The organism is Flavobacterium sp. B114r (genome assembly GCF_056824125.1).
The window spans coordinates 5,719,420-5,740,560 of sequence record NZ_CP124858.1 but is presented as its reverse complement, the minus strand read 5'-3'; the positions used below and the strand labels follow the sequence as shown (position 1 = coordinate 5,740,560).

17 protein-coding genes are annotated in these 21,141 nt (G+C 35.2%); 8 read left to right on the top strand and 9 right to left on the bottom strand.

The window, feature by feature from the left end; translation table 11 throughout:
- Positions 1-73: 73 nt before the first annotated feature.
- Together QLQ94_RS23855 and QLQ94_RS23850 are read left to right on the top strand one after the other, a co-directional pair.
- Positions 74-490, top strand: coding sequence for a DUF1573 domain-containing protein (locus QLQ94_RS23855; RefSeq protein WP_271334390.1), 417 nt, complete (start codon positions 74-76; stop codon positions 488-490).
- Positions 491-679: 189 nt separating this feature from the next.
- A complete protein-coding gene (locus QLQ94_RS23850; RefSeq protein WP_271334389.1) occupies positions 680-2,260 on the top strand; it encodes a L,D-transpeptidase family protein in 1,581 nt (526 codons plus the stop codon).
- Between the two features lie 295 nt (positions 2,261-2,555).
- Here QLQ94_RS23850 and QLQ94_RS23845 read toward each other — a convergent pair whose 3' ends face one another.
- Positions 2,556-3,065, bottom strand: coding sequence for a C40 family peptidase (locus QLQ94_RS23845; RefSeq protein WP_271334388.1), 510 nt, complete (start codon positions 3,063-3,065; stop codon positions 2,556-2,558).
- 219 nt (positions 3,066-3,284) lie between these two features.
- Here QLQ94_RS23845 and QLQ94_RS23840 point away from each other — a divergent pair, with 219 nt between their 5' ends.
- The 4 genes from QLQ94_RS23840 to QLQ94_RS23825 all read left to right on the top strand — a co-directional run bounded on the left by QLQ94_RS23840 (position 3,285) and on the right by QLQ94_RS23825 (position 9,597).
- Positions 3,285-4,379: an SGNH/GDSL hydrolase family protein gene (locus QLQ94_RS23840; protein WP_482498724.1), complete on the top strand. Its 1,095-nt coding sequence runs from the start codon at positions 3,285-3,287 to the stop codon at positions 4,377-4,379.
- Positions 4,369-5,748, top strand: coding sequence for a sialate O-acetylesterase (locus tag QLQ94_RS23835; protein WP_271334386.1), 1,380 nt, complete (start codon positions 4,369-4,371; stop codon positions 5,746-5,748). The genes QLQ94_RS23840 and QLQ94_RS23835 overlap by 11 nt, the downstream gene beginning before the upstream one ends.
- A 606-nt stretch (positions 5,749-6,354) precedes the next feature.
- Positions 6,355-8,652, top strand: a complete 2,298-nt coding sequence (bglX, locus tag QLQ94_RS23830) for a beta-glucosidase BglX (RefSeq protein WP_271334385.1) — start codon at positions 6,355-6,357, stop codon at positions 8,650-8,652.
- 342 nt (positions 8,653-8,994) lie between these two features.
- Entirely contained in the window at positions 8,995-9,597 is a 603-nt protein-coding gene (locus QLQ94_RS23825; RefSeq protein ID WP_271334384.1) for an HdeD family acid-resistance protein, read from the top strand.
- A 182-nt stretch (positions 9,598-9,779) separates the two neighbouring features.
- Here the strand turns inward: QLQ94_RS23825 and QLQ94_RS23820 are convergent, their stop codons facing one another.
- The gene (locus QLQ94_RS23820; protein WP_271334383.1) at positions 9,780-10,115 is read right to left on the bottom strand and encodes a DUF5615 family PIN-like protein; all 336 of its coding nucleotides are present in this window, start codon (positions 10,113-10,115) and stop codon (positions 9,780-9,782) included.
- On the bottom strand, positions 10,115-10,345 hold the full coding sequence (locus tag QLQ94_RS23815; RefSeq protein WP_271334382.1) for a DUF433 domain-containing protein: 231 nt from the start codon (positions 10,343-10,345) through the stop codon (positions 10,115-10,117). The genes QLQ94_RS23820 and QLQ94_RS23815 overlap by 1 nt, the downstream gene beginning before the upstream one ends.
- A gap of 110 nt (positions 10,346-10,455) precedes the next feature.
- Here QLQ94_RS23815 and mgrA point away from each other — a divergent pair, with 110 nt between their 5' ends.
- Entirely contained in the window at positions 10,456-11,412 is a 957-nt protein-coding gene (mgrA, locus tag QLQ94_RS23810) for an L-glyceraldehyde 3-phosphate reductase (protein WP_271334381.1), read from the top strand.
- A 129-nt stretch (positions 11,413-11,541) separates the two neighbouring features.
- Here mgrA and QLQ94_RS23805 read toward each other — a convergent pair whose 3' ends face one another.
- The 6 genes from QLQ94_RS23805 to QLQ94_RS23780 all read right to left on the bottom strand — a co-directional run bounded on the left by QLQ94_RS23805 (position 11,542) and on the right by QLQ94_RS23780 (position 19,855).
- Positions 11,542-12,828 (bottom strand): glycoside hydrolase 5 family protein, encoded by a 1,287-nt coding sequence (locus QLQ94_RS23805; RefSeq protein WP_271334380.1) that lies wholly within the window; start codon positions 12,826-12,828, stop codon positions 11,542-11,544.
- 554 nt (positions 12,829-13,382) lie between these two features.
- Positions 13,383-14,618 carry a glycoside hydrolase family 26 protein gene (locus tag QLQ94_RS23800; protein ID WP_271334379.1) on the bottom strand — a complete coding sequence of 412 codons (1,236 nt, stop codon included), beginning with the start codon at positions 14,616-14,618 and terminating at the stop codon, positions 13,383-13,385.
- 4 nt (positions 14,619-14,622) lie between these two features.
- Positions 14,623-15,813, bottom strand: a complete 1,191-nt coding sequence (locus QLQ94_RS23795) for an AGE family epimerase/isomerase (RefSeq protein WP_482498721.1) — start codon at positions 15,811-15,813, stop codon at positions 14,623-14,625.
- A gap of 6 nt (positions 15,814-15,819) precedes the next feature.
- Positions 15,820-17,010 (bottom strand): glycoside hydrolase family 130 protein, encoded by a 1,191-nt coding sequence (locus tag QLQ94_RS23790; protein WP_271334377.1) that lies wholly within the window; start codon positions 17,008-17,010, stop codon positions 15,820-15,822.
- A 28-nt stretch (positions 17,011-17,038) separates the two neighbouring features.
- Positions 17,039-18,430, bottom strand: a complete 1,392-nt coding sequence (locus QLQ94_RS23785) for an MFS transporter (protein ID WP_271334376.1) — start codon at positions 18,428-18,430, stop codon at positions 17,039-17,041.
- 288 nt (positions 18,431-18,718) lie between these two features.
- Entirely contained in the window at positions 18,719-19,855 is a 1,137-nt protein-coding gene (locus QLQ94_RS23780; protein ID WP_271334375.1) for a glycoside hydrolase family 26 protein, read from the bottom strand.
- Positions 19,856-20,160: 305 nt separating this feature from the next.
- Between QLQ94_RS23780 and QLQ94_RS23775 the strand changes: the two genes are divergently transcribed.
- Positions 20,161-21,039 carry an AraC family transcriptional regulator gene (locus tag QLQ94_RS23775; RefSeq protein WP_271334374.1) on the top strand — a complete coding sequence of 293 codons (879 nt, stop codon included), beginning with the start codon at positions 20,161-20,163 and terminating at the stop codon, positions 21,037-21,039.
- Positions 21,040-21,141: the final 102 nt, after the last annotated feature.

Here is a 21,141-nt window from a genome sequence, read left to right as displayed (position 1 = left end):
ACAGCGATTAGGATTTGTCTGAATTACCTTTGTAAAACAAAATTAGAACTATAAACCATTAAAATATATAATTATGAAAATGATCAAAATTTCGATGTTAGCCTTAGCTTTAAGCTTAATGTCTTTTTCAGCAATTGCACCAATACAATCTATGACTTCTGAAGAAAAATTGGTTGAAGCTGCTGCTTCGACAATTGTATGGAAAGCAGAAACTATCGATGTAGGTCAGATTCCTCAGGGAACACCAAAAGCGATTGTTTACGAATTTAAAAATACAGGAAAGACAGCAGTAGTGATTACAAATGTTCAGGGATCTTGCGGTTGTACTGCGACAGATTATACAAAAGAACCAATTTTACCTGGTAAATCAGCGAAAGTAACGGCAACGTACAACGCTGCCAATAAAGGTGGTTTTACAAAAACAGTTACTGTTACGACAAGTGCAGAAAGTACTCCAAAAGTACTTACTCTAAAAGGTACAGTAATCTAAAAATAAAGGTTAGTTATAAAGCGAAAAACTCCAGTTAAGTCATGTTAGCTGGAGTTTTTTTATACTTTGTATTTTAGGAAATCAGTATTTTTCTTTGATCGCTTTTGCAGGTTTATAAGGCAAATATTAATTTTTGTATAAATACTTTGTTTTCACCAAAACTTTTCTATTTTTATTAAAAATAATATTATGAAAATTTTGTATCCGCTGATTGCTGCTATCCTTCTTTTTTCAGTGATTTCTTGCAATAAGAAAGCAGAAAAGAAAGGCGAAGAACTGAAAGAGACTTCTGAAAAAGTGGTACCTGAACTCAAAATTTCAATTGATAGCGTCGGTATTACTGCTTTTTACAAGAGATATCCCAAAGTGGTTAAATTTCAGGATCAGGTTTTGGCTTTGTACAAGAAAAACAATTCAACTCAATTGTGGCTGGATAATAAAGGTGTAGTCGAATTTGCAAATACGCTGTTTAATAAATATAAAGGACTCGAGCAGGAAGGTTTAAAAGCAAATTTCCCTTATAACGAAAATATCAGTTCTATTTTTGAACATATTCCTGAAAATAAATTAGCAAAAGCTGACACAGATTTGATGATTACAAATCTCTATTTTTATTATGTTCAGAAAGTGTCCGGAGTAGATGAAAAAACGACCAAATCACTAGAATGGCTTTTACCTCGTAAGAAAGTAAATTATCAGGTGTTTTCAGATTCTATTTTTAAAAAATCTACCATTAGTGATGATAAAAAAAGTAAGATGTTCAGTCAATATTACAAACTTCGCGATGCATTACAGCAATATCGAGAGATAGAGAAAAAAGGCGGATGGAAAACAATTGAAGTTGGCGAAGGTTTTAAAAGTTTAAAAAAAGGAGATTCTGTTGCTGCAATTGGACAAATAAGAGAAAGATTGTTTCTAACAGGAGATCTTAAGGAAAACAGTAAAAGTAATGTATGTGATTCTACATTAATTTCCGGGATTAAAAATTTCGAATCTCACCACGGATTAACTCCAAAAAATATAATCTTACCTGAACACATTGCTGAATTGAACATTCCGGTTTCAGACAGAATTAAAACTATCATTGTCAATATGGAACGCTGCAGATGGATTGATCCTGAACTCGAAAAAGGCAAAGAATTTATAGAGGTTAATATTCCTGAATTCAAATTGTATTTGATTCGTAATCACGAAATTGTTTTTGTATCTCCGGTTGTTGTAGGTAAAGCAATGACTAAAACCGTGGTTTTTAGCGGAATGATGAATAATATTGTTTTTAGCCCATATTGGAATATCCCTCCAAGTATCATAAAAAGCGAGATTAAACCCGGAATGGCGAAAAATAAAAATTATTTGGCACAAAAAAATCTGGAATGGAATAATGGTGCTGTTCGTCAGTTGCCTGGAAAAAATAATTCGCTTGGTTTGGTGAAGTTTTTATTCCCAAATTCAAATAATATTTATTTACACGATACGCCGGCAAAAAGTTTGTTCGAAAGAGAAAACAGAGCTTTTAGTCATGGTTGCGTTCGTGTGGGGAAACCAAGAGAATTAGCCATTGAACTTTTAAAGCAAGATCCAAGCATGACTCCGGAGAAAATTGATAGAGCGATGCATGCCGGAAAAGAAAGCTGGTACACGCTAAAAAAGAAAATTCCTGTTTATATTGGTTATTTCACAGCTTGGGTAGACAGAAATGGAAATTTGAATTTTTATAAAGACGTTTACAAAAGAGATGACAGTTTGATAAAACTTCTTACGGAAGAATAAAAAAAAAGTTTGCCACTAATTACACGAATTTGCACTAATTTTTATCTACAAATTGAAAGATAATTTGCGGAAATTCGTGTAATTAGGGTCTAAAAACCTATTTGGAAATCACATCAAGACATTTATAAAAGGGACAACAGTTTGTCGATAACTACAGTTGTTTGTACGCAGATTTGGCAGATTAAAGGAGATTTAATTGGTTTTTTTTTAAGTTATCAAAAAAAAAATCTGCGCTTATTTGCTAAAATCTTTTTAAATCTGCGTGAAATAAATCGATGAAATTATTGGCAAAAATCTATTTAGGCAATACATCGACACACTTATAAAAACGTTTACTGTAATGATCAGAATCTAAATCGCTAATGGTTACGCTGCCGGCTTTTCCGGAAGAAGCGTGAATGAATTTTGAATGCATACCATTGGCCTCACAAATGATCCCGACATGTCCTACGATAGTTTTGTTCCTGTAACCGTAAAAAACTAAAACATCTCCAACTTTAAAATCTTCGGATTTTTTTGCGGTTCCCAGATTTTTGTAACCGCTTGAACTTCTTGGTACGGTAACTTCAAAATGCTGGAAAACGTAATTGACAAACCCTGAACAATCAAATCCTCTTTTTGGGTTATTTCCTGCGTATAAGTAAGGTGTTCCCAGATATTGTTTAGAATAGGAAATAAGAGAATCACGATCTATAGTTATTTGTATTTTTTCGATTGGAGTACTAACAGTTTTTTTTTCTTTTTTTAAAGTAAAAGAAGAGCATAAAATAATGCTTGCAAATGCTATATAGAGAGTTAATTTCATCTTTAGAAAAAATTATAAGATTTAATTGATAAAAATAGGATGTTGTTTTTGAATATCAAAGCGATATTTTGCAAAGACAGCTATGGATGGGTAATAATAACCGAAGATACGTCTTTTTATTTTGGTGTTTTTTTATTACTTTTTGATGTTTTAGTATCTTTTTGTCTGTTGAATTTCAGATATATTTGTGAATCGTATTTATATTTTAACAAATAAATTATGTTTCTCAAAAAAATATCATTTTTAATTTCGTTTTTGCTGATTTCGTTTGTTTCGACTTCACAAAACAAAACAAAAACTTTTCTTTATCAGGGTCGGGTTGAAAAACTTTCGGATAATAAAGGTATGTTAATAGGAACGGCTTCTTCTGTGACTTTAAATTTTACAGGAAATGAATGCTCGATTTCGTTGCAAAGTGTTGATTCCTGGGAACATCATAATTATGTTTCATTGGTTTTGGATGGGAAATATATAGGAAAATTGAGGATCGAAAAAGGTACAGCGCAATCTTTCCCGATAAAAGTTACTTCAAATAGAAAAGAACACACTTTAGAAATTTATAAAACTACAGAAGCACATAGTGGCGGAATTCTATTTGCCGGAACAACTGCAAAACTGACTTCGATTACTGCCAAAAAGAAAAGGAAAATTGAATTTATAGGAGATTCTATAACTTGTGGCGCAGCGAGCGATCCGTCTGACGTTCCTTGTGATAAAGGTGAATATTTTGATCATCATAACGGATATTACGCTTATGGGCCAGTTCTTTCAAGAGCAATTGGTGTCGATTATCTAATGAGTTCTGTTTCGGGAATTGGGATGTACCGCAATTGGAATGATGAGAACAAAGATGAAGCGATTATGCCGGATGTGTATCAGAATCTGTATTTAACAAAAGAGGCTTCAAAACCTAAATATGATTTTGCTTTTCAACCGGATATTATCAGTATTGCATTAGGAACTAATGATTTTTCTGGTGGAGATGGTAAAAAAGAGCGTTTACCTTTTAATGCGGAAAAGTATGTTTCGAATTATATCAACTTTATTAAAATGTTGTACCAACACAATCCAAAAGCACAAATCGTGATTACTAATAGTCCGATGGTTAACGGACAAAAGGCAGTTGTTTTTAAAGATTGTCTGAACAAAGTCAAAGAGGCTTTTGCATCTGATAAAACCCATAAACCCATTGCGATTTTCAAATTTAAACCTATGACACCAAAAGGTTGTTCAGGACATCCTGATGTTGCAGATCATAAAGTATTGGCCAATGAATATGCTCCTTTTTTAAAAAAGCTGCTAAATGAAAAATAATATATTTAAGTTTGCTTTCTTTCTGTTGATTTCCAGTACTATGATGGCAAACGTTACACTTCCGAATATTTTTGGTGATAATATGGTTTTACAACGCAACTCTGAAGTGAAAATTTGGGGTTGGGCGAATCCAAAAGAAGAAATCAGATTGGTTTCGGGCTGGAACAATCAGGAATATAAAGTTGTGGCAAATAATCAGGCGCAATGGGAACTTCATATCAAAACGCCTCAAGCCGGAGGACCTTATATTATTTCTATAAAAGGATATAACGAAGTCATTCTTAAAAATATTCTAATTGGAGAAGTTTGGGTTTGTGCCGGACAATCGAACATGGAAATGTCGGTAAGTTGGGGGATTGACAATGGCGAGGAAGAAATGAAAAAAGCTGCGAATCCTAATATTCGATTTTTTACCGTTCCGAAACTAACTGCAACAACACCACAAAATAATTTACTTGGAAACTGGGTTGAATCGACTCCGGAAACCATGAAAAACTTCAGTGCGATTGGTTACTTTTTTGCCAAACGCCTGCAAGAAGATTTAAAAAATGTCCCAATCGGATTGATTTCTTCGAACTGGGGCGGAACTCCTGCTGAAATCTGGATGCCGGAAGAAGTAGTTGAGAACGATCCTGTTTTACTAGAAAATGCAAAAAAACTTAATGAACAAGAATACGGACCGCGTCAACCCGGACGTGCGTACAACGCAATGATTTATCCTTTTTCAGGGTTTAAAATTGCCGGAACGCTGTGGTATCAGGGCGAATCGAATGTTGGTTCGTTGGTTTATGATCAAACGTTATCTGCCCTGATTACCTCGTGGAGGAAAGTCTGGCAAGAAGAATTTCCGTTTTACTTCGTTCAGATTGCACCTTATAAAACAGGAAGTAATAACTTCTCAAATGTAACGGTAAGAAACTCTCAACGCAAAATTTTGAATGAAGTTGCAAAGACCGGAATGGTGATAATCAGTGATATTTCCGATACGATTGATATTCATCCAAAGAATAAAAAATCGGTGGGAATTCGTTTGGCAAATCTGGCTTTGGCTGATATATACAAAGTCAAATCTGGTTTAGTGAATAGTCCGTTATTTAGAGATTTAAAGATCGATAAAAATAAAGCGATTGTTTCGTTTGATTATGCTGAAGGATTACATTTTAAAAACAAAATATCAAATCAGTTTGAATTAGCTGGAGCCGATGGTGTTTTTTATCCCGCAGAAGCTTCTATAAAAAATAATCAGGTGGTTTTGGTGAGTAAAAAAGTAGCTGCTCCTGCAAAAGTGAGATTTGCCTGGGGAAATACCATACAGTCAGATTTGTTTAATAAAGCGAATTTACCTGCTTCTTGTTTTATAACGGAGTAAAGGATTTTAGCCTCGAAGTTGCGAGATAGATTTTAGAATTTTTGCCCACGGATTGTGCGGGTTTAAACGGATTGGTGCTGGTTTTTTATTGTTTTGTCAGCTGAGCGGAGTCGAACCCCCGCAAGTAACTCGATACAGATTGGCAATCTTCTTTGCGCGGTTTCTTTGTCTTTTCGACGAAGGAGAAATCACACTCGTAACTCGATACAGATTGGCAATCTTCTTTGGGTGGTTTCTTTGTCATTTCGACGCAGGAGAAATCACATTAGTTGATTGACAAAGATTTAAAATTTCTTGTGGGGAGTTTCTTTGTCATTTCGACGAAGGAGAAATCACATTCGTAAATCGATACAGATTGGCAATCTTCTTTGCGGAGTTTCTTGTGTGATTTCTCCTGTCTCGAAATGACAAGATTGTGAAACAACAAGATTGCGAGAAAATCTAAGAAATCGAAAAGTTTTCGTTGACCTATTTGCGTGAGGGATAGAGGCGGTATCCTTTTGTGAAGTGAAACGGAATAAAAGATAAAGCCGAAAGCCTGACGTTTGCCTTTTTTCGGCCAAGCGACACGCCCAAATTATAGAAATATCTGACCATTATACCATTATGAAAAATAAAAAAATAATAACTATTGGGGTTTTTGCCCTGTTTACTGTTGGAAATATGAATGCACAGAAAAAGCCGTATCTGGATAAAAATAAAACAATTGAGCAACGTATCGACTTGCTTTTGCCCTTGATGACTTTGGAGGAAAAAGTGGGGCAAATGAACCAATACAACGGATTTTGGGATGTTACGGGACCAGCGCCAAAAGGTGGATCTGCGGAGCTAAAATACGAACATTTGCGAAAAGGCTGGGTGGGATCTATGCTGACGGTTCGTGGTGTAAAGGAAGTTCGTGCGGTACAGAAAATTGCGGTGGAAGAAACGCGTTTGGGGATTCCGTTGATTATTGGTTTTGATGTCATTCATGGTTATAAAACTTTGAGCCCTATTCCGCTGGCAGAAGCCGCAAGTTGGGATTTAGAAGCGATTAAGAAATCAGCGGCTATTGCAGCTAATGAAGCTTCGGCATCCGGAATTAACTGGACTTTTGGTCCAAATGTAGATGTTGCAAACGATGCGCGTTGGGGACGTGTGATGGAAGGTGCAGGCGAAGATCCTTATCTGGGAAGCAAAATTGCAATTGCCAGAGTGCATGGTTTTCAGGGTGAAACTATTGCCGATTTGACGAAAGTGAATACAATTGCAGCTTGTGCAAAACACTTTGCGGCTTATGGTTATGTAGAGGCAGGATTGGAATATAATATTGTAGATATGAGTAATTCTAAATTGTACAACTTGGTTTTGCCGCCTTTTAAAGCGACTGTTGCCGCCGGAGTTCGTACGTTTATGAATTCGTTTAATACATTAAACGGTGTTCCTGCGACTGGAAATATTTTCCTGCAAAGAGATATCCTGAAAGGAAAATGGAAGTTTGATGGTTTTGTAATTTCAGATTATGCTTCGATTCGCGAAATGATTGCGCACGGTTATGCAAAAGACGAAGCCGATGCTACTGCAAAGGCTGTAATTGCAGGTTCTGATATGGATATGGAATCGTATTTGTATGTGGCAAAATTGGTTGGTTTAGTAAAAGACGGAAAGGTAAAAGAAGCTCTGGTTGATGATGCGGTTCGTAGAATCCTTCGTGTCAAGTTTGAATTGGGATTGTTTGATGATCCCTACAAATATTGTGATGAGAAACGTGAGAAAGCGGTTGTTGGAAGTAAAGCCAATAATGAAGGTGTTCTCGATATGGCGAAAAAATCTATTGTATTGCTGAAGAACGATAGAAATTTGCTTCCGCTAAAAAAATCCGGACAGAAAATTGCTTTGATCGGGGCTTTGGCAAATGATAAAAATAGTCCTTTGGGAAGTTGGAGAATAGCATCTGATAATAATACTGCGGTTTCGGTTTTAGAAGGTATGCAGCAGTACAAAGATAATAAGCTGACATTTGAAAAAGGTGCTGATCTCACGGTGGGAAAAATATCATTTTTAGATGAGGTTGTTTTTAATACCACAGATAAAAGCGGATTTGAAGCGGCCAAAACAGCTGCTGAAGATGCAGATGTTGTAGTGATGGTTTTAGGTGAACATGGTTTTCAGAGTGGGGAGGGACGCAGTAGAACAGATCTTAATTTGCCTGGTTTGCAACAGGAATTGTTAGAAGAAATTTATAAAGTGAATCCAAATATTGTTTTGGTTTTAAATAATGGCCGTCCGTTAAGTATCCCTTGGGCCGCAGAACACGTACCTGCGATTGTAGAAGCCTGGCATTTAGGTACTCAATCCGGAAATGCAGTTGCTCAGGTTTTGTATGGCGATTACAACCCAAGTGGAAAATTGCCAATGTCTTTCCCGAGAAATGTGGGTCAGGTTCCTGTTTATTATAATAAATACAGCACAGGAAGGCCAATAGACAGTGATAAAAATGTTTTCTGGTCGCACTATACAGATGTAGAGAAAACGCCTCAGTTTCCGTTTGGGTTTGGTTTGAGCTATACAGAATTTGATTATAAGAATCTGAAGGTAAACAAATCTGCTTTTGCAAAAGGCGAAGATGTACAAGTGAGCGTTGAGGTTACCAATTCAGGAAATTATGACGGGAAAGAAGTGGTACAATTGTATCTTCATGATGAATATGCCAGCATTATTCGACCGGTTAAAGAACTGAAAGGCTTTGAATTGGTAGACCTTAAAAAAGGGGAAACTAAGACGATAAGTTTTACCTTGACTAATAACGAACTTGGGTTTTATGATAATGAAGGAAATTATTTAGTGGAACCGGGAACTTTTAAAATTATGGTTGGCGGAAGTTCTAATAAAGGACTGGAAAGTGGTTTCGAGATAAAAGAGTAAAAGTTTAATCAGGCAAAATTTGATTAAAATATTTTTCTCGCAGATTTAGCAGATTCGGCAGATTATTTTATCTACCTAAATATGCTAGATCTGCGAGATTGTTTTGTTATGTTAGACTACCAATGACATAGCGGCAGGAATAATTTCTCTTTTTAATTGTAATAATAGAAAAATTAGAAGGAAAAGTTTTTTTTGTAAGTTAATGATTATGAATATTATTTTTAATCGTTATCTTTGAGATAACTTCGTTTGAATAGAACTCATTACAAGTTTTCTGAAGAGGTTAATTTTTAAAGGTAAGCTGAAAACTTTATAGAGTAAGCATGATTTTAAAATATTCGTATGGAAAATTCTTTATTTAAAAAAGTAAAAATCGCAATTGATTATTGGTACATTCCATTACTTGTGGGAATACTTTTTGTTGGAATCGGAGTTTGGTCTTTTATAACGCCTTTGGCTGCTTATATAACACTTGCATTTTTGTTTAGTATTTCATTTCTGGCTACTGGAATTTTTGACATTATTTTTGCGCTTTCGAACAGAAAAAAAATAGACAATTGGGGCTGGACGCTGGCGTCAGGTATTATAGGATTGATTGTAGGGATATTACTGGTTACAAATCCATTGATTTCGATTACATTACTGCCATTATATGTAGGTTTTGTTATTTTGTTCCGCTCTATTATGGCTATTGTTATTGCTTTTAATTTAAAGAGTTATTCAGTGCCGGATTGGAAGAATCTTTTGTTTTTAGGAATCCTTGGAACAATTTTTTCTCTGATATTATTGTGGAACCCTCTTTTTGCAGGACTATCATTAGTGTACTGGACTGCTTTTGCTTTTATAGCACTTGGTATTTTCTATATTTATCTTTCTTTCAAATTAAAAAAGATACACGATATTCCTGAAAAAATTGATGAGCTAAAAGAAAAGATTCATTTGTAAAGAATACTTTTGGGTTGTCGAAAAGATAAAATTTATCATATAAATTTTTTGCAAAGTCGCTAAGACGCAAAGCTTTATTTTCTTTGCATCTTAGCGATTTTTAGCGATTAGAAAAAACAAATTTAGTTAATAGATTTAGAGAAACACGCAGGGTAAAAAAATCAATAGGAACAATGAAATGATTAATAAACTTCTAAAATCATTAGTTCATCGTTTACTATAAATGATTCAATAGTTTCTTTTTTTGAAATCAGAATTTCAGCAATTTGTTTTGTGTTTTTATTGAAAGTTTTTAAAATTATTACTTTTGGAGGAACTCCTTTTAAAAGTAATAGTTTTTCAAAGTCATCATCATGAGTAAGTATGGTAAAATTATTTTGTTTTGCAAATTGCCAGATTTCAATGTCTTTAGCCGGCTGATTTATCTTTAGATCTTTTGCATGTAAAGAATCTGGAAAATTATCTCCAACAAGTTTGATTATTCTCCATGAAATATTTGCATCAAGAAGTAATTTCATTATGCGGCAATTATTTTTGTAATATTTTCTCTATTTGCAGCAAAGGCCAAAGCAGCAAGAATATGCTGTCTTTTTAATTCAGGAAAATCCTCAATAATTTCTTCAAAGGACATTCCGGTAGATAGCCATGAAAGAATATCTGAAATACAAATTCGAGTTCCCGTAATAATAGGTTTCCCAAATCGGATATCAGGGTTTATCGAAATTAAATTTTGCCAGTTATTTTCCATAATTTTATTATTTACACAAATTTACACAAATTAAATTCAAATTTACTTTTAAAGTTGTATGGTTTGTTTTTACCTTTAAAACCTATAAACTTCCAATTTTAAATTAGAACATGAAATATAACAGATGTGGAAAGAGCGGGTTATTACTACCTGAAATTTCTTTAGGATTGTGGCACAATTTCGGATCAGTAGATAATTTCGAAAATGCTGAGAGCATTGCTGTAGAGGCTTTTGATAAAGGAATCACTCATTTTGATTTAGCGAACAATTACGGACCTGTTCCAGGTTCTGCAGAAACTAATTTTGGTAAAATTCTGTGGCATAATTTTCAGGGAAATTTACGTGATGAAATTATCATTTCAACCAAAGCCGGTTACACCATGTGGGACGGACCTTATGGGGATTGGGGTTCAAGAAAATATTTATTATCTAGTTTAGATCAGAGTCTGAAAAGAATGAAAGTAGATTACGTAGATATTTTTTATTCCCATCGTCCTGATCCGGAAACTCCAATTGAAGAAACCATGATGGCACTTGATTACGCCGTAAGATCCGGAAAAGCGTTATATGTTGGAATAAGCAATTATTCGGCAGAACAAACCCGCGTTGCAGTTGATGTCTTAAAACAATTAGGAACGCCATGTTTAATTCATCAGGCCAAATATTCGATGTTGGAGCGTTGGGTAGAAAATGGTTTATTGGATGTTCTGGAAGAAAAAGGAGTAGGTTGTATTGCCTTTTCACCTTTGGCACAAGGACTTTTAACCGATAAATACTTAAACGGAATTCCTGAAAATTCAAGAGCACATAATCCAAACGGACATTTGAAAGAAGATGAGGTTACGAATGAACGTATTCAGAAGTTAGTTCAGCTGAATGAAATTGCTCAAAACCGTAATCAATCCCTGGCGCAAATGGCATTGGCATGGCTGCAAAAAGACAAGCGAATTACATCCGTTTTAATAGGTGCAAGTTCGGTACGACAATTAAATAATAATATTGAATGCTTGCAAAACTTAGCATTTTCTTCAGACGAGTTGAATGTAATTGAGAAAATCCTCGCATAAATTATTTGATAAATACATACTGTAGAGGCGCACAGCAATGCGCCTCCGTCATGTGTAAGACACACAGTAAACCCGACAGGTTTTTGAAACCTGTCGGGTTTGACATATAATATATTATAGTATTTTAAATTATTTTTTCAATTCCAGATTATACTTCTTCACTATATCCAAAGTCGATTTATCCGAAGAAAACACAGAGTTTAACCCTTGTGGTTCCTGCGGAGGATCTGTTGTCAGGGGATCTCCCGGATTCCATTTTCCGTCTTTGGTAATTGCTTTTCCTTCGCCGCCAAATCCCCAGAAATTAGCCCCTTGTAACGGACCATTATTTTTAACGCTTTCGGCAACCCGATTAAAAATATAATTGTAAAAAACATCTCTATTTGCAACAGAAGATCCTGCAGCTAAATTTTCGTTTTCTCGCGGTAAACCAAACTCTTCAATAATTATTGGACGTTTTAGAGTATTGGCAACCTTAATATGATCATCAATATAGTTACCGGCATTTTCGAGCGTTGTAGGTAAAGTTGCTTCGGCATTATCAGCCTTAAACCAGTTCCAGTTTTTTGGCCAGATGTGCATAGTCAGATAATCAATATTAGGATTTTGGTGTGTTCTTTCAAAAATTTCCATACTATCATTCGAACTGTTTTTTCCTTCAGAACCTGTCGAGACCAAATGATTTTTGTCCAGACTATCTATCAAATTCACAATATTATTTAGCCATGAAGTAAATTTAGCTTCGTTTTCAGGCGTAAAAGTTCGGGGTTCATTCCCTACCTGCCACGACATAATGGTATTGTCCTGAGTATATTTCTTTTTCGAATAATTGTTCGTTCTTCCCATAATAAACTTTACATGATTCTCTAAAGCTTTCATGCAAGGTTCACAACTATGAAATTGTTCTGTATAAGACATAAATTGCGGCCATGTATTCGGCGCAATATTCGGAACCGGAATTGCCCCTTTGCCATTCCACTCTAAATATTGCGACATTCCGCCCGACCATTCCCAGTTGTTTGTTAAATATAAAACAGCGTACATTTTGCGTTTGCCCATTTCATTGATCAGAAAGTCCAGTCCGTCAAGCAAATCATTGTCATATTTTCCTTGTTCGTATTGCAACGCAGGACGAACCGTAAAATCATATTTTCCCCCATCACCACCAACGATAATTCTCAAGTTGTCAATTCCGTTTTTCTGCATCAAATCCAGTTCACGAAGCAATCTTTTTCTGTCGCCCACTTTTTTCGAAGCCAATAAACTTCCGTACCAATAATTCGTACCAATATAAGCGTAAGGTTTATCGCCTTTATAAAACTGCGTTCCTTTTACTGTAATTCTTTCCTGCGCCTGACACGCCATTGTAGTAACAATCAAAGCCAATCCGATGGTTTTTAGAAATCTGTTTTTCATTATTTGTTTTTTTAGGAGCTATTTCCTGCTATCCGCTTTATCTTTTGTTTTTTAAAGAAAAAAACAAAAGGATGCCGCTTCTATCAGGGCTAGGGATTTTCGTTTTATGAGATGTTTTTTCTCCTAACAGGTTTCTAAAACCTGTTAGGTATTGTCATCGCAAAGTTTGTCATTTAGGAATTCACAGTTCGTTGCTTTCTTCATGCGATTTCTCCCTTTGGTCGAAAATGACACTGCCGATTCACAGTTCGTTGCTCTCTGGATGCGATTTCTCCCTTTGGTCGAAATGACACTGCGGATTAACGTTTCGTTGCTCTCTGGATGTGATTTCTCCCTTTGGTCGAAATGACACTGCGGATTCGAAGTTCGTTGTTCTCTTGATGAGATTTCTCTCCCGAAGTTTCGGGATTAAAATGACATAAAATGAGCTTAATTTCCCGCTTTGTCAAGTTACTTGCGGAGCTTCGACTCCGTTTAGCCTGACAAAAGCAAACAAAAAATCCGTGTCAATCCGTTTAACCTGTAAAATCCGTGTGCCATTAAATTACAAAATCTTACTTCGGCAATTCATACATCTTCGGCAAAGAATTCACCAATGCCGATTTTGGTTTAGCGGTAAATGTCTTGAAATCTGCAGCATTCGCAACAGAACTGTTCGGGACATAATAACCATCTTTAGTATTATTCCAGAACATGACATAACTCACCTCAATATTATTTGCTGTTAAGGCGCTATATAAATAATCCGAAAACCAATTGGTAATTGGAGTTTTTGTACTTGTAACCTGATAACCGGTTTCTGTTAATGCTGCAATTTTTACTTTGGTTTTAGCCAAATCAGCAATTATTTTTAGTTTAGAATTGGCTTTTGTGGCACCAGCTTGCACTTGATTGTCAAAATCGCCATAATTATCCATTCCTAAAACATCGACATATTTATCACCGGGATATCTGCTTAGATAATTGGCTTCTGTTGTGTATGAGTTATCAGGCGAAAAAGCATATAAAATATTATGAACGCCTTTGGTATTTTTTAGATAATCAACAGTAAACTGATAAGCTGTTTTATATTCTTCTGCAGTAGCAAAATTAGCGCCCCACCAGAACCAGCTTCCGTCAAATTCATGAAAAGGCCTGAAGATTATAGGAATTAATTCTCCATTTGAACCTTTTAAATTCAAAACTACGCTGGCAATTTTGTCTAGTTTTTTCTTGTACCATTCGTTATTTGCTCCGCCCGGTAAAATACTTTTAAAAGCAGTTGCCTTTTGATCTGCAGTCATATCAGCTGCATAAAAACTATCTTCTTTATTAGGCTCTCTTAAATGCCAGCAAAAAGTGTTGATCATTCCTTTTGCGTAAGCAGCTTTTACATCGTTTACCATTTTTTCCTCTTGCTGATAAAACCAATTATCAGCCTGATTGTTATTATTTTTATCGGTAATAAACATAAAATCCAAACCTAAAAGAGCAGGATCATAACCTGTGTTTTTTTTGATATCAGAATCTCCGCCATTGTCCTGATAATAACTATTAAAAGCGTCTTGCTGACCAATGGCGACTTTAGTTTTGGCCAGTTTTTTTAAATTATAAAATAAAGCTACGGTTTCTTTGGTAGCATTTGCATCGACCATATAAGTTGTCACGTTTTGCGTAGTCAACGGATCAGTTGGAACTATAACTGGCGGTTCAACGATAATTTCAGGACCAGATTCATCATTTGAAGAACAGCTTGAAAGGAACAAAATCGATAAACTTAAAAATGCTATTTTCAGAAACGTAGTTTTCATATGGTTATGTATTAATTCGGTTAATGAGTTCAAGACAAGCGCGACTATTATGATAGGGACATTTCCAAAAACCGGCTTTGTCTTTTTCGATCAAAGAATAATCCCGGTTAATTCCCCAGAACCATTCTCCGTTTTCGGTGTCTAAAATATATTTCTTTATAAATTTCCAGTTTTTATAAACGATGTTCAGGTAATTTTTATCGCCTGTTAATTGGTACGCATTATAAAAACCAATCAAAGCTTCGGCCTGAACCCACCAATGTTTTTCGGCAACTAACTCATTCTTTTTAGGGTCGAATTCATACCATAAACCACCATCAGTATCTAGTCCTTCTTTAGTAACTTCAGCCATTTGAATGGCATGTTTGGTATAATTTTCAATTAAGGTTTGATTTTTAGAAATTTCGGCACATTGCAATAAAAGCCAGGCCGCTTCAATATCATGACCGTATGATATAACGTCCGGTTTTTCGATCCAGTTTTCATCAAAAAACAAACGCAAATGACCATTTTCGGTATTGATGAAATGTTTTTCTATCGTTTCTAATAATTCCACAATATCACTTTGAAGCGTTTTGTCCTTCCAAACTTTAAATAAATTTGCATAAGCCTCGACAATATGCAAATGCGTATTCATGGTTTTCTTCTCGTTGGCGTCTTTATCGCTTAAACGTAAATCTTCGATAGACTGCCAATCTCGGGTAAAAGCTTCTAAATAGCCTTTGTTTGCCGGATCATAACTGTATTCCTGAATTTTTAGATAGAGGTTAATGGCTATTTCTAAAGCTTTATCGTCTTTAGAAATAGCATAATATTCAGATAATCCGTAGATCGCAAAAGCTAAAGCATAAATTTGATTTTTGGTATCTTTTGGCGTTTTATCAGGATTGATACTCCAAAATAAACCTCCAAATTCAGGATCATAAAAGTGATTTGAAAGAAACTCAAAAGCACGTTTGGCGATCTTTTTGTGACCTTCGTTTTCAGTGACTTTATAACTTGCTGAAAAACTCCAAAGAATTCTGGCGTTCAAAACAGAACCTTTCTCAGCATTAGCAATAATATGATCGTTGAAATCAATTTGACCTATAAAACCACCATTTTCATTATCTAAGGTATGTTTTGACCAGTATTTTAGAATGGAATCAAGTTCCGCTGATAATTCAGATTTAAGTTGCTTTAGTTGTATTGACACGGTAAATTAAATTGTATTGTTTTTTTCGATTTGATTGATGATCGTTTTTACTGAACCTGCTGAAATAAAAGTATCTGCGGGAGTATTTGTTACATAATCAACCAATTTTGCTACAGACGAAACTGCAACATGCATTCTTGTATCTGATGATGCGTAATACACATAAACAGTTCCGTCAGTATCTTCAATCCATCCGTTTGAAAATAAAACATTCGATACATCACCCACTCTTTCAATTCCTTCAGGTCCCATAAAATGTCCGGCCGGAACGTGGGTAACTTTCGTAATATCGTTCAGATCTGTCATGAACATATATAAGGTGTAGCGCAATCCCGCGGCAGTATTTCGAACTCCGTGTGCAAGATGCAGCCATCCTTTTTCAGTTTTAATAGGAGCAGGGCCAAGACCATTCTTTAATTCATAAATAGTATGATATTGTTTGCCAAAAATGATTTTTTCGTCATTTACCACCGGATTGGTCATGTCTTCGACATATCCTAAACCAATTCCACCACCAGCTCCAACATCGATAAAACCATCTTGCGGACGCGTGTATAAAGCATATTTTCCGTTTACGAATTCGGGGTGGAGAACCACATTGCGTTGTTGCCCTGTATTCGAAATTAAGTCAGGCAATCTTTCCCAGTTTACCAGATCTTTCGAGCGAACGATTCCAGCATTGGCTACAGCCGAACTTGTATCGCCTTTTGGTGCTTTTGGATCTTTTCTTTCGGTACAAAAAATACCATAAACCCAACCGTCTTCATGGTTGATTAGACGCATATCATATACATTGGTGTCCGGTTCTTCGGTTTGCGGAATCACGCATGGTTTCTCCCAAAACTTAAAGTTATCGACTCCATTTGGACTTTCTGCTATAGCAAAGAATGATTTTCTGTCAATTCCTTCTACACGAACAGCAAGCAGGTATTTTTCGTTCCATTTCATGGCGCCGGCATTAAAAGCTGCATTCATCCCAATTCTTTCCTGCAAGAACGGATTTGTCTTTTCGTTGAGGTCAAAACGCCAGTTCAATGGTACATGAGCTGCCGTAACAACCGGGTTTTTATAGCGTTCGTATATCCCGTTTCCGGCATTGTCCTGAGGAGTATTTTTTTGCTCGATCAGTATTTTATGTTCGTTTTCTAGTGCTACTTTTCTATCCTGAAATGTAGTTGAAGAGGCTATTGCTGTCATATAAATAGATTTCTGTATCTGTTTTTTTTTAATTTGTCTGGTCTCGTTTTTCGTTTAAGTCTTGTTCTATTACCTGAAGTTTTTCTTCGGATAATGGATAGAATGCTATAAAAGCGACTGATATTATGGCTGCGATTGCAGGAAGTATACTTAGCATTAATTGAATTCCGTTTTGAGCAGTGGCAGTTTGCTCTACATTGGCCTGAAAACCATAATAACCCAAAAGCCATCCGGCTCCGGCTCCACCAATTGTCCATCCAAATTTTTGAGACATTGACGATGCTGAGAAAACTAATCCTGTTGCTCTGCGACCTTGTTTCCACTCTGAATAATCAGCGCTATCTGCATACATCGACCAGATTAACGGGAAGATGCAACCGGCGCAAATACTGATTAAAAGCTGAAAACTCATAATTAAGAAAACATCTTCTTTTCCGAAGAAATAGAAAACCAAACTCAAAATTGCGGCTAACGCCATGGCACCAAAAAAAGTTTTCTTTTTACCAATTTTATTCGCAATTGGAGTCGCGATAATTACTCCGATGATATTTGCAGCTTGTCCTAAAACTAGATAAATAGAAGTGGGTGTCATATGAAAATCAGTTCCAAAAAGGTAGAAATCAAAGTTTACGCTGCTGCTGACATAATATTTAAAATAATAAACGGCAGCTCCGTCACGGATTGAATTAAAAACTAAAGCACCAATTCCGGCTCCAAGTAAAATCCACCACGGTTTGTTTTTTAGTAAATCTTTTAGATCTTCTTTTAGATTATTTTGTTCGTCTGAAATTGGTTTTACTCTTTCTTTAGTAAAGAAAAAACAGGCCCAGAAAAAAGCAGTTGTAATAACTCCAAAGACAGAAATTGTTGCCAGCCATCCAGTTTTTGAATTTAGGCTTCCTCCAAAATAATTTACTAACGGTTCTATTAGCCAGAGTGCCAGGAGACTTCCCCCAAAGGCAAAAACCATTCTATACGATGATAAAGTAGTTCTTTCTTTTCGGTCAGATGACATTACGCCCAGAAGTGATGCATACGGCACATTGATCAACGAATAAATCATCATCATGGCGGAGTACGTCACGTAGGCATAAATTATTTTTCCTTTCTCATCAAAATCAGGAGTATAAAAAGTCAAAACTCCAATCACGGCAAAAGGTATGGCAACCCATAATAAATAAGGTCTGAATTTTCCCCATTTGCTTTTTGTTCTGTCGGCGATGATTCCCACAATCGGATCAAAACAGGAATCCCAGATTCTGGTAATCAAGAACATGGTTCCTACAACAGCAGGCGCCAACCCGAAAACGTCGGTATAGAAAAAGAGAAGGTACATGCTGAAAATTTTCCAGAACATCGATGATGCGGCATCTCCAAGACCGTAACCTATTTTTTCTTTTAAACTAATTTTGTCGTGCATTAGACTTTTTTTAATGGTTGTAATTTAGATTTGGTCGATTGTTTAATGTTTCTATTTGTTGATTTTTTTTGACGCGGATAAAACGGATTTACTTCGTAAAAACACGGATAAAAACAGATTTTATTTTGAATACGATATTTAAACACATAGAAACATAGATTTTTTTGAACTTAAAAGGCATTTCACTTATTTAAATAAACATAGCCGAGCTAGGTGAAAGAAATATGTTTCTTTTTAATATTCTTTTTTTAAATGCAGATGACACGGATTTTAGAGGTTTTTTAATTCTCATTTTTTAATTTTATTAATGTCTTTTTCGAATAAGGTTTTATCCAGATTATAAAAATCAATAAAATCTTTCTCGCTTACTTGTCCCTTATATGGTGCGTAATAATGCATTTTTTGTTCTTTTTCCTGCCAGCCGTGATTTCTCCATAATAAAACATAAGAGATTTTATAATCGCCAATCGCTTTAGACAAAGTTCCTGTCCACCATTTCGGGTCTGGAATCGCTTCATAACCCGCTTCGGCTATCGCAATTAATTTATTTTGTTTTGTACCAATTTCATCTATGATTTTAAGTTGACTTTGAACTTCATTTATGAATTTTTTGCCCTCTTTGTCGTCATTATTCTGGTAAGAATCAAAACTTAAAATATCAGCATAACTATCATCGGGATAGTTGGTAAGAAAATCTTCTTTTGAGCTAAAACTGCTTGTGTTGTAAATATAAATTAAATTATGAACTCCTTTTTTCTGCAGATATTCAAAAGTGAATTTCCATAAGGTTTTAAATTCTTCGGGAGTACAATTTCCTTTTCCCCACCAAAACCAGCCACCGGTAAGTTCGTGATAAGGTCTGAAAAGAATCGGGATGTTTTTTCCTTCTTTATCTTTTAAGGATAAAAAGAAATCAGCCGCTTTGTCTAACCAGATCGTAAATTTTTTATGGTTTTCTCCACCTGGTAGAACTGTTTTTGCTGCATTTGGAGTATTGTCCCAGGCATTTTTCCCAGTTGCAGGATTATCAAGATGCCAGCTTACGGTAGAAATTCCGCCTCTTGCATTCGCTTCTTTAATGTATTGTTTCATTTTCGCAAAAGGAACACCGTCAATATTATTTAGGTCATCCTTTTCCAGTCCGGCAATGTCCCAACCGTAAACGGCAGGATAATCGCCAACAACATCTTTTATGTCGCTGCGACCGTCTTCGTATTTCCAATTTACACCGTAGGCAAGATCATCCTGATGCCCGAATAAGTATCCTTTTTGTGACAATTGATGCAGTTTTTTGTATAATGAAACAGTTTCAGGTGTAGCTTTTTTATCTGATAGTGACAAATTAGTATTAGTGATAATAGGGTTTGCAGAACAAGAAGTTCCTATGAATAGAGCTGATATTAGTACTATTATATGTTTTTTCATTATGAATATACTTGTTGTTCAGTGCAATAACTGCAAATTTATAAAAGGTATAGTTGTCAAAAAAAGGCTCAAATTTATAATCGAAAATTCAGAACTATTTTTGGACTAAAACTATCAAAACTATAAAAAGTTATTACATTAAAAATGATTAATGTTTATTATTAATACTCTTTTTGTAAAAATGATAATTCTATTTTTCAAAGATAATCGGATGTTTCTGGTATAATTAATATTATTTTATCAATTATATATCATATTATTGCAATAAAAAAAACGAATATTACTTCTTAAAATAGATTTTAAAGATGGGCAGTACTAAAAATTTTTATAGAGAAATCGCTCCGTTATCTGCTGGAGACAGCTTTTTGGTTTTTGACAGAGTGAAAGATAGTTTTGATTTTCCGGTGCATTATCATCCGGAATTTGAGATCAATTTTATACTAAACGGAAAAGGAGTAAAGCGGGTTGTAGGGGATAATATAGAAGAAATCGATAATGTTGAACTGGTTTTGATTGGTCCGAATTTATATCACGGTTGGGAATTAAATAAATGTACAAGCAAAAAAATCCACGAAATAACCATTCAGTTTCATAACGATTTGTTTCATGAATCATTTCTTGCCAGGCGTATTATGAACCCAATTCGGGATATGTTCAATCGTTCGATTCACGGTATTTTATTCTCGAAAAAAATAGCCGAAGAATTGACTCCACGGTTGGTAAGGCTTTCTAAATTAGATGGTATGGACTATTTTTTAGAAATTACTTCATTGCTTTATGATTTGGCGAATTCCAGAAACCAGCGTTTGCTTTCTACTTATACAGTAGATTATGACACGTTTGATGATTATGATAAAATGAAATTGGTTTATGAATATGTACAGAAACATTTTGCTGAGAAGATCACTTTAGAAGATGTTGCCGGTGTTGCCAGTATGTCTATAATTTCATTCAATCGGTTTATTAAAAAACGTACCGGAAAAACATTTGTCAATTATATAAATGATATTCGAATTGGATATGCAGCTCGTTGGCTGGTAGAAAAAGATATGAGTGTTTCTGAAGTTGCTTTTAAATCCGGGTTTAATAATATAGCAAACTTCAACCGTAGTTTTAAAGCGATTAAAAACTGTACACCAAGCCAGTATAGAGAAGATTTCTCTGGATTAAAGCGTATTTTATAGTGATACTTTTTTTGCACAAACAAATATTATTTTTAACGAAATCGTTTGCTTTTTGGCTTATTCGTTAATTTTTGTTTATTAGCTACAGTGATTTGATACGTT

Coding starts and splice junctions, on each gene's coding strand:
- QLQ94_RS23855 (WP_271334390.1), top strand. CDS start 74: ATGAAAATGATCAAAATTTCGATGTTAGCCTTAGCTTTAAGCTTAATG.
- QLQ94_RS23850 (WP_271334389.1), top strand. CDS start 680: ATGAAAATTTTGTATCCGCTGATTGCTGCTATCCTTCTTTTTTCAGTG.
- QLQ94_RS23845 (WP_271334388.1), bottom strand. CDS start 3,065: ATGAAATTAACTCTCTATATAGCATTTGCAAGCATTATTTTATGCTCT.
- QLQ94_RS23840 (WP_482498724.1), top strand. CDS start 3,285: ATGTTTCTCAAAAAAATATCATTTTTAATTTCGTTTTTGCTGATTTCG.
- QLQ94_RS23835 (WP_271334386.1), top strand. CDS start 4,369: ATGAAAAATAATATATTTAAGTTTGCTTTCTTTCTGTTGATTTCCAGT.
- bglX (WP_271334385.1), top strand. CDS start 6,355: ATGAAAAATAAAAAAATAATAACTATTGGGGTTTTTGCCCTGTTTACT.
- QLQ94_RS23825 (WP_271334384.1), top strand. CDS start 8,995: ATGGAAAATTCTTTATTTAAAAAAGTAAAAATCGCAATTGATTATTGG.
- QLQ94_RS23820 (WP_271334383.1), bottom strand. CDS start 10,115: ATGAAATTACTTCTTGATGCAAATATTTCATGGAGAATAATCAAACTT.
- QLQ94_RS23815 (WP_271334382.1), bottom strand. CDS start 10,345: ATGGAAAATAACTGGCAAAATTTAATTTCGATAAACCCTGATATCCGA.
- mgrA (WP_271334381.1), top strand. CDS start 10,456: ATGAAATATAACAGATGTGGAAAGAGCGGGTTATTACTACCTGAAATT.
- QLQ94_RS23805 (WP_271334380.1), bottom strand. CDS start 12,828: ATGAAAAACAGATTTCTAAAAACCATCGGATTGGCTTTGATTGTTACT.
- QLQ94_RS23800 (WP_271334379.1), bottom strand. CDS start 14,618: ATGAAAACTACGTTTCTGAAAATAGCATTTTTAAGTTTATCGATTTTG.
- QLQ94_RS23790 (WP_271334377.1), bottom strand. CDS start 17,010: ATGACAGCAATAGCCTCTTCAACTACATTTCAGGATAGAAAAGTAGCA.
- QLQ94_RS23785 (WP_271334376.1), bottom strand. CDS start 18,430: ATGCACGACAAAATTAGTTTAAAAGAAAAAATAGGTTACGGTCTTGGA.
- QLQ94_RS23780 (WP_271334375.1), bottom strand. CDS start 19,855: ATGAAAAAACATATAATAGTACTAATATCAGCTCTATTCATAGGAACT.
- QLQ94_RS23775 (WP_271334374.1), top strand. CDS start 20,161: ATGGGCAGTACTAAAAATTTTTATAGAGAAATCGCTCCGTTATCTGCT.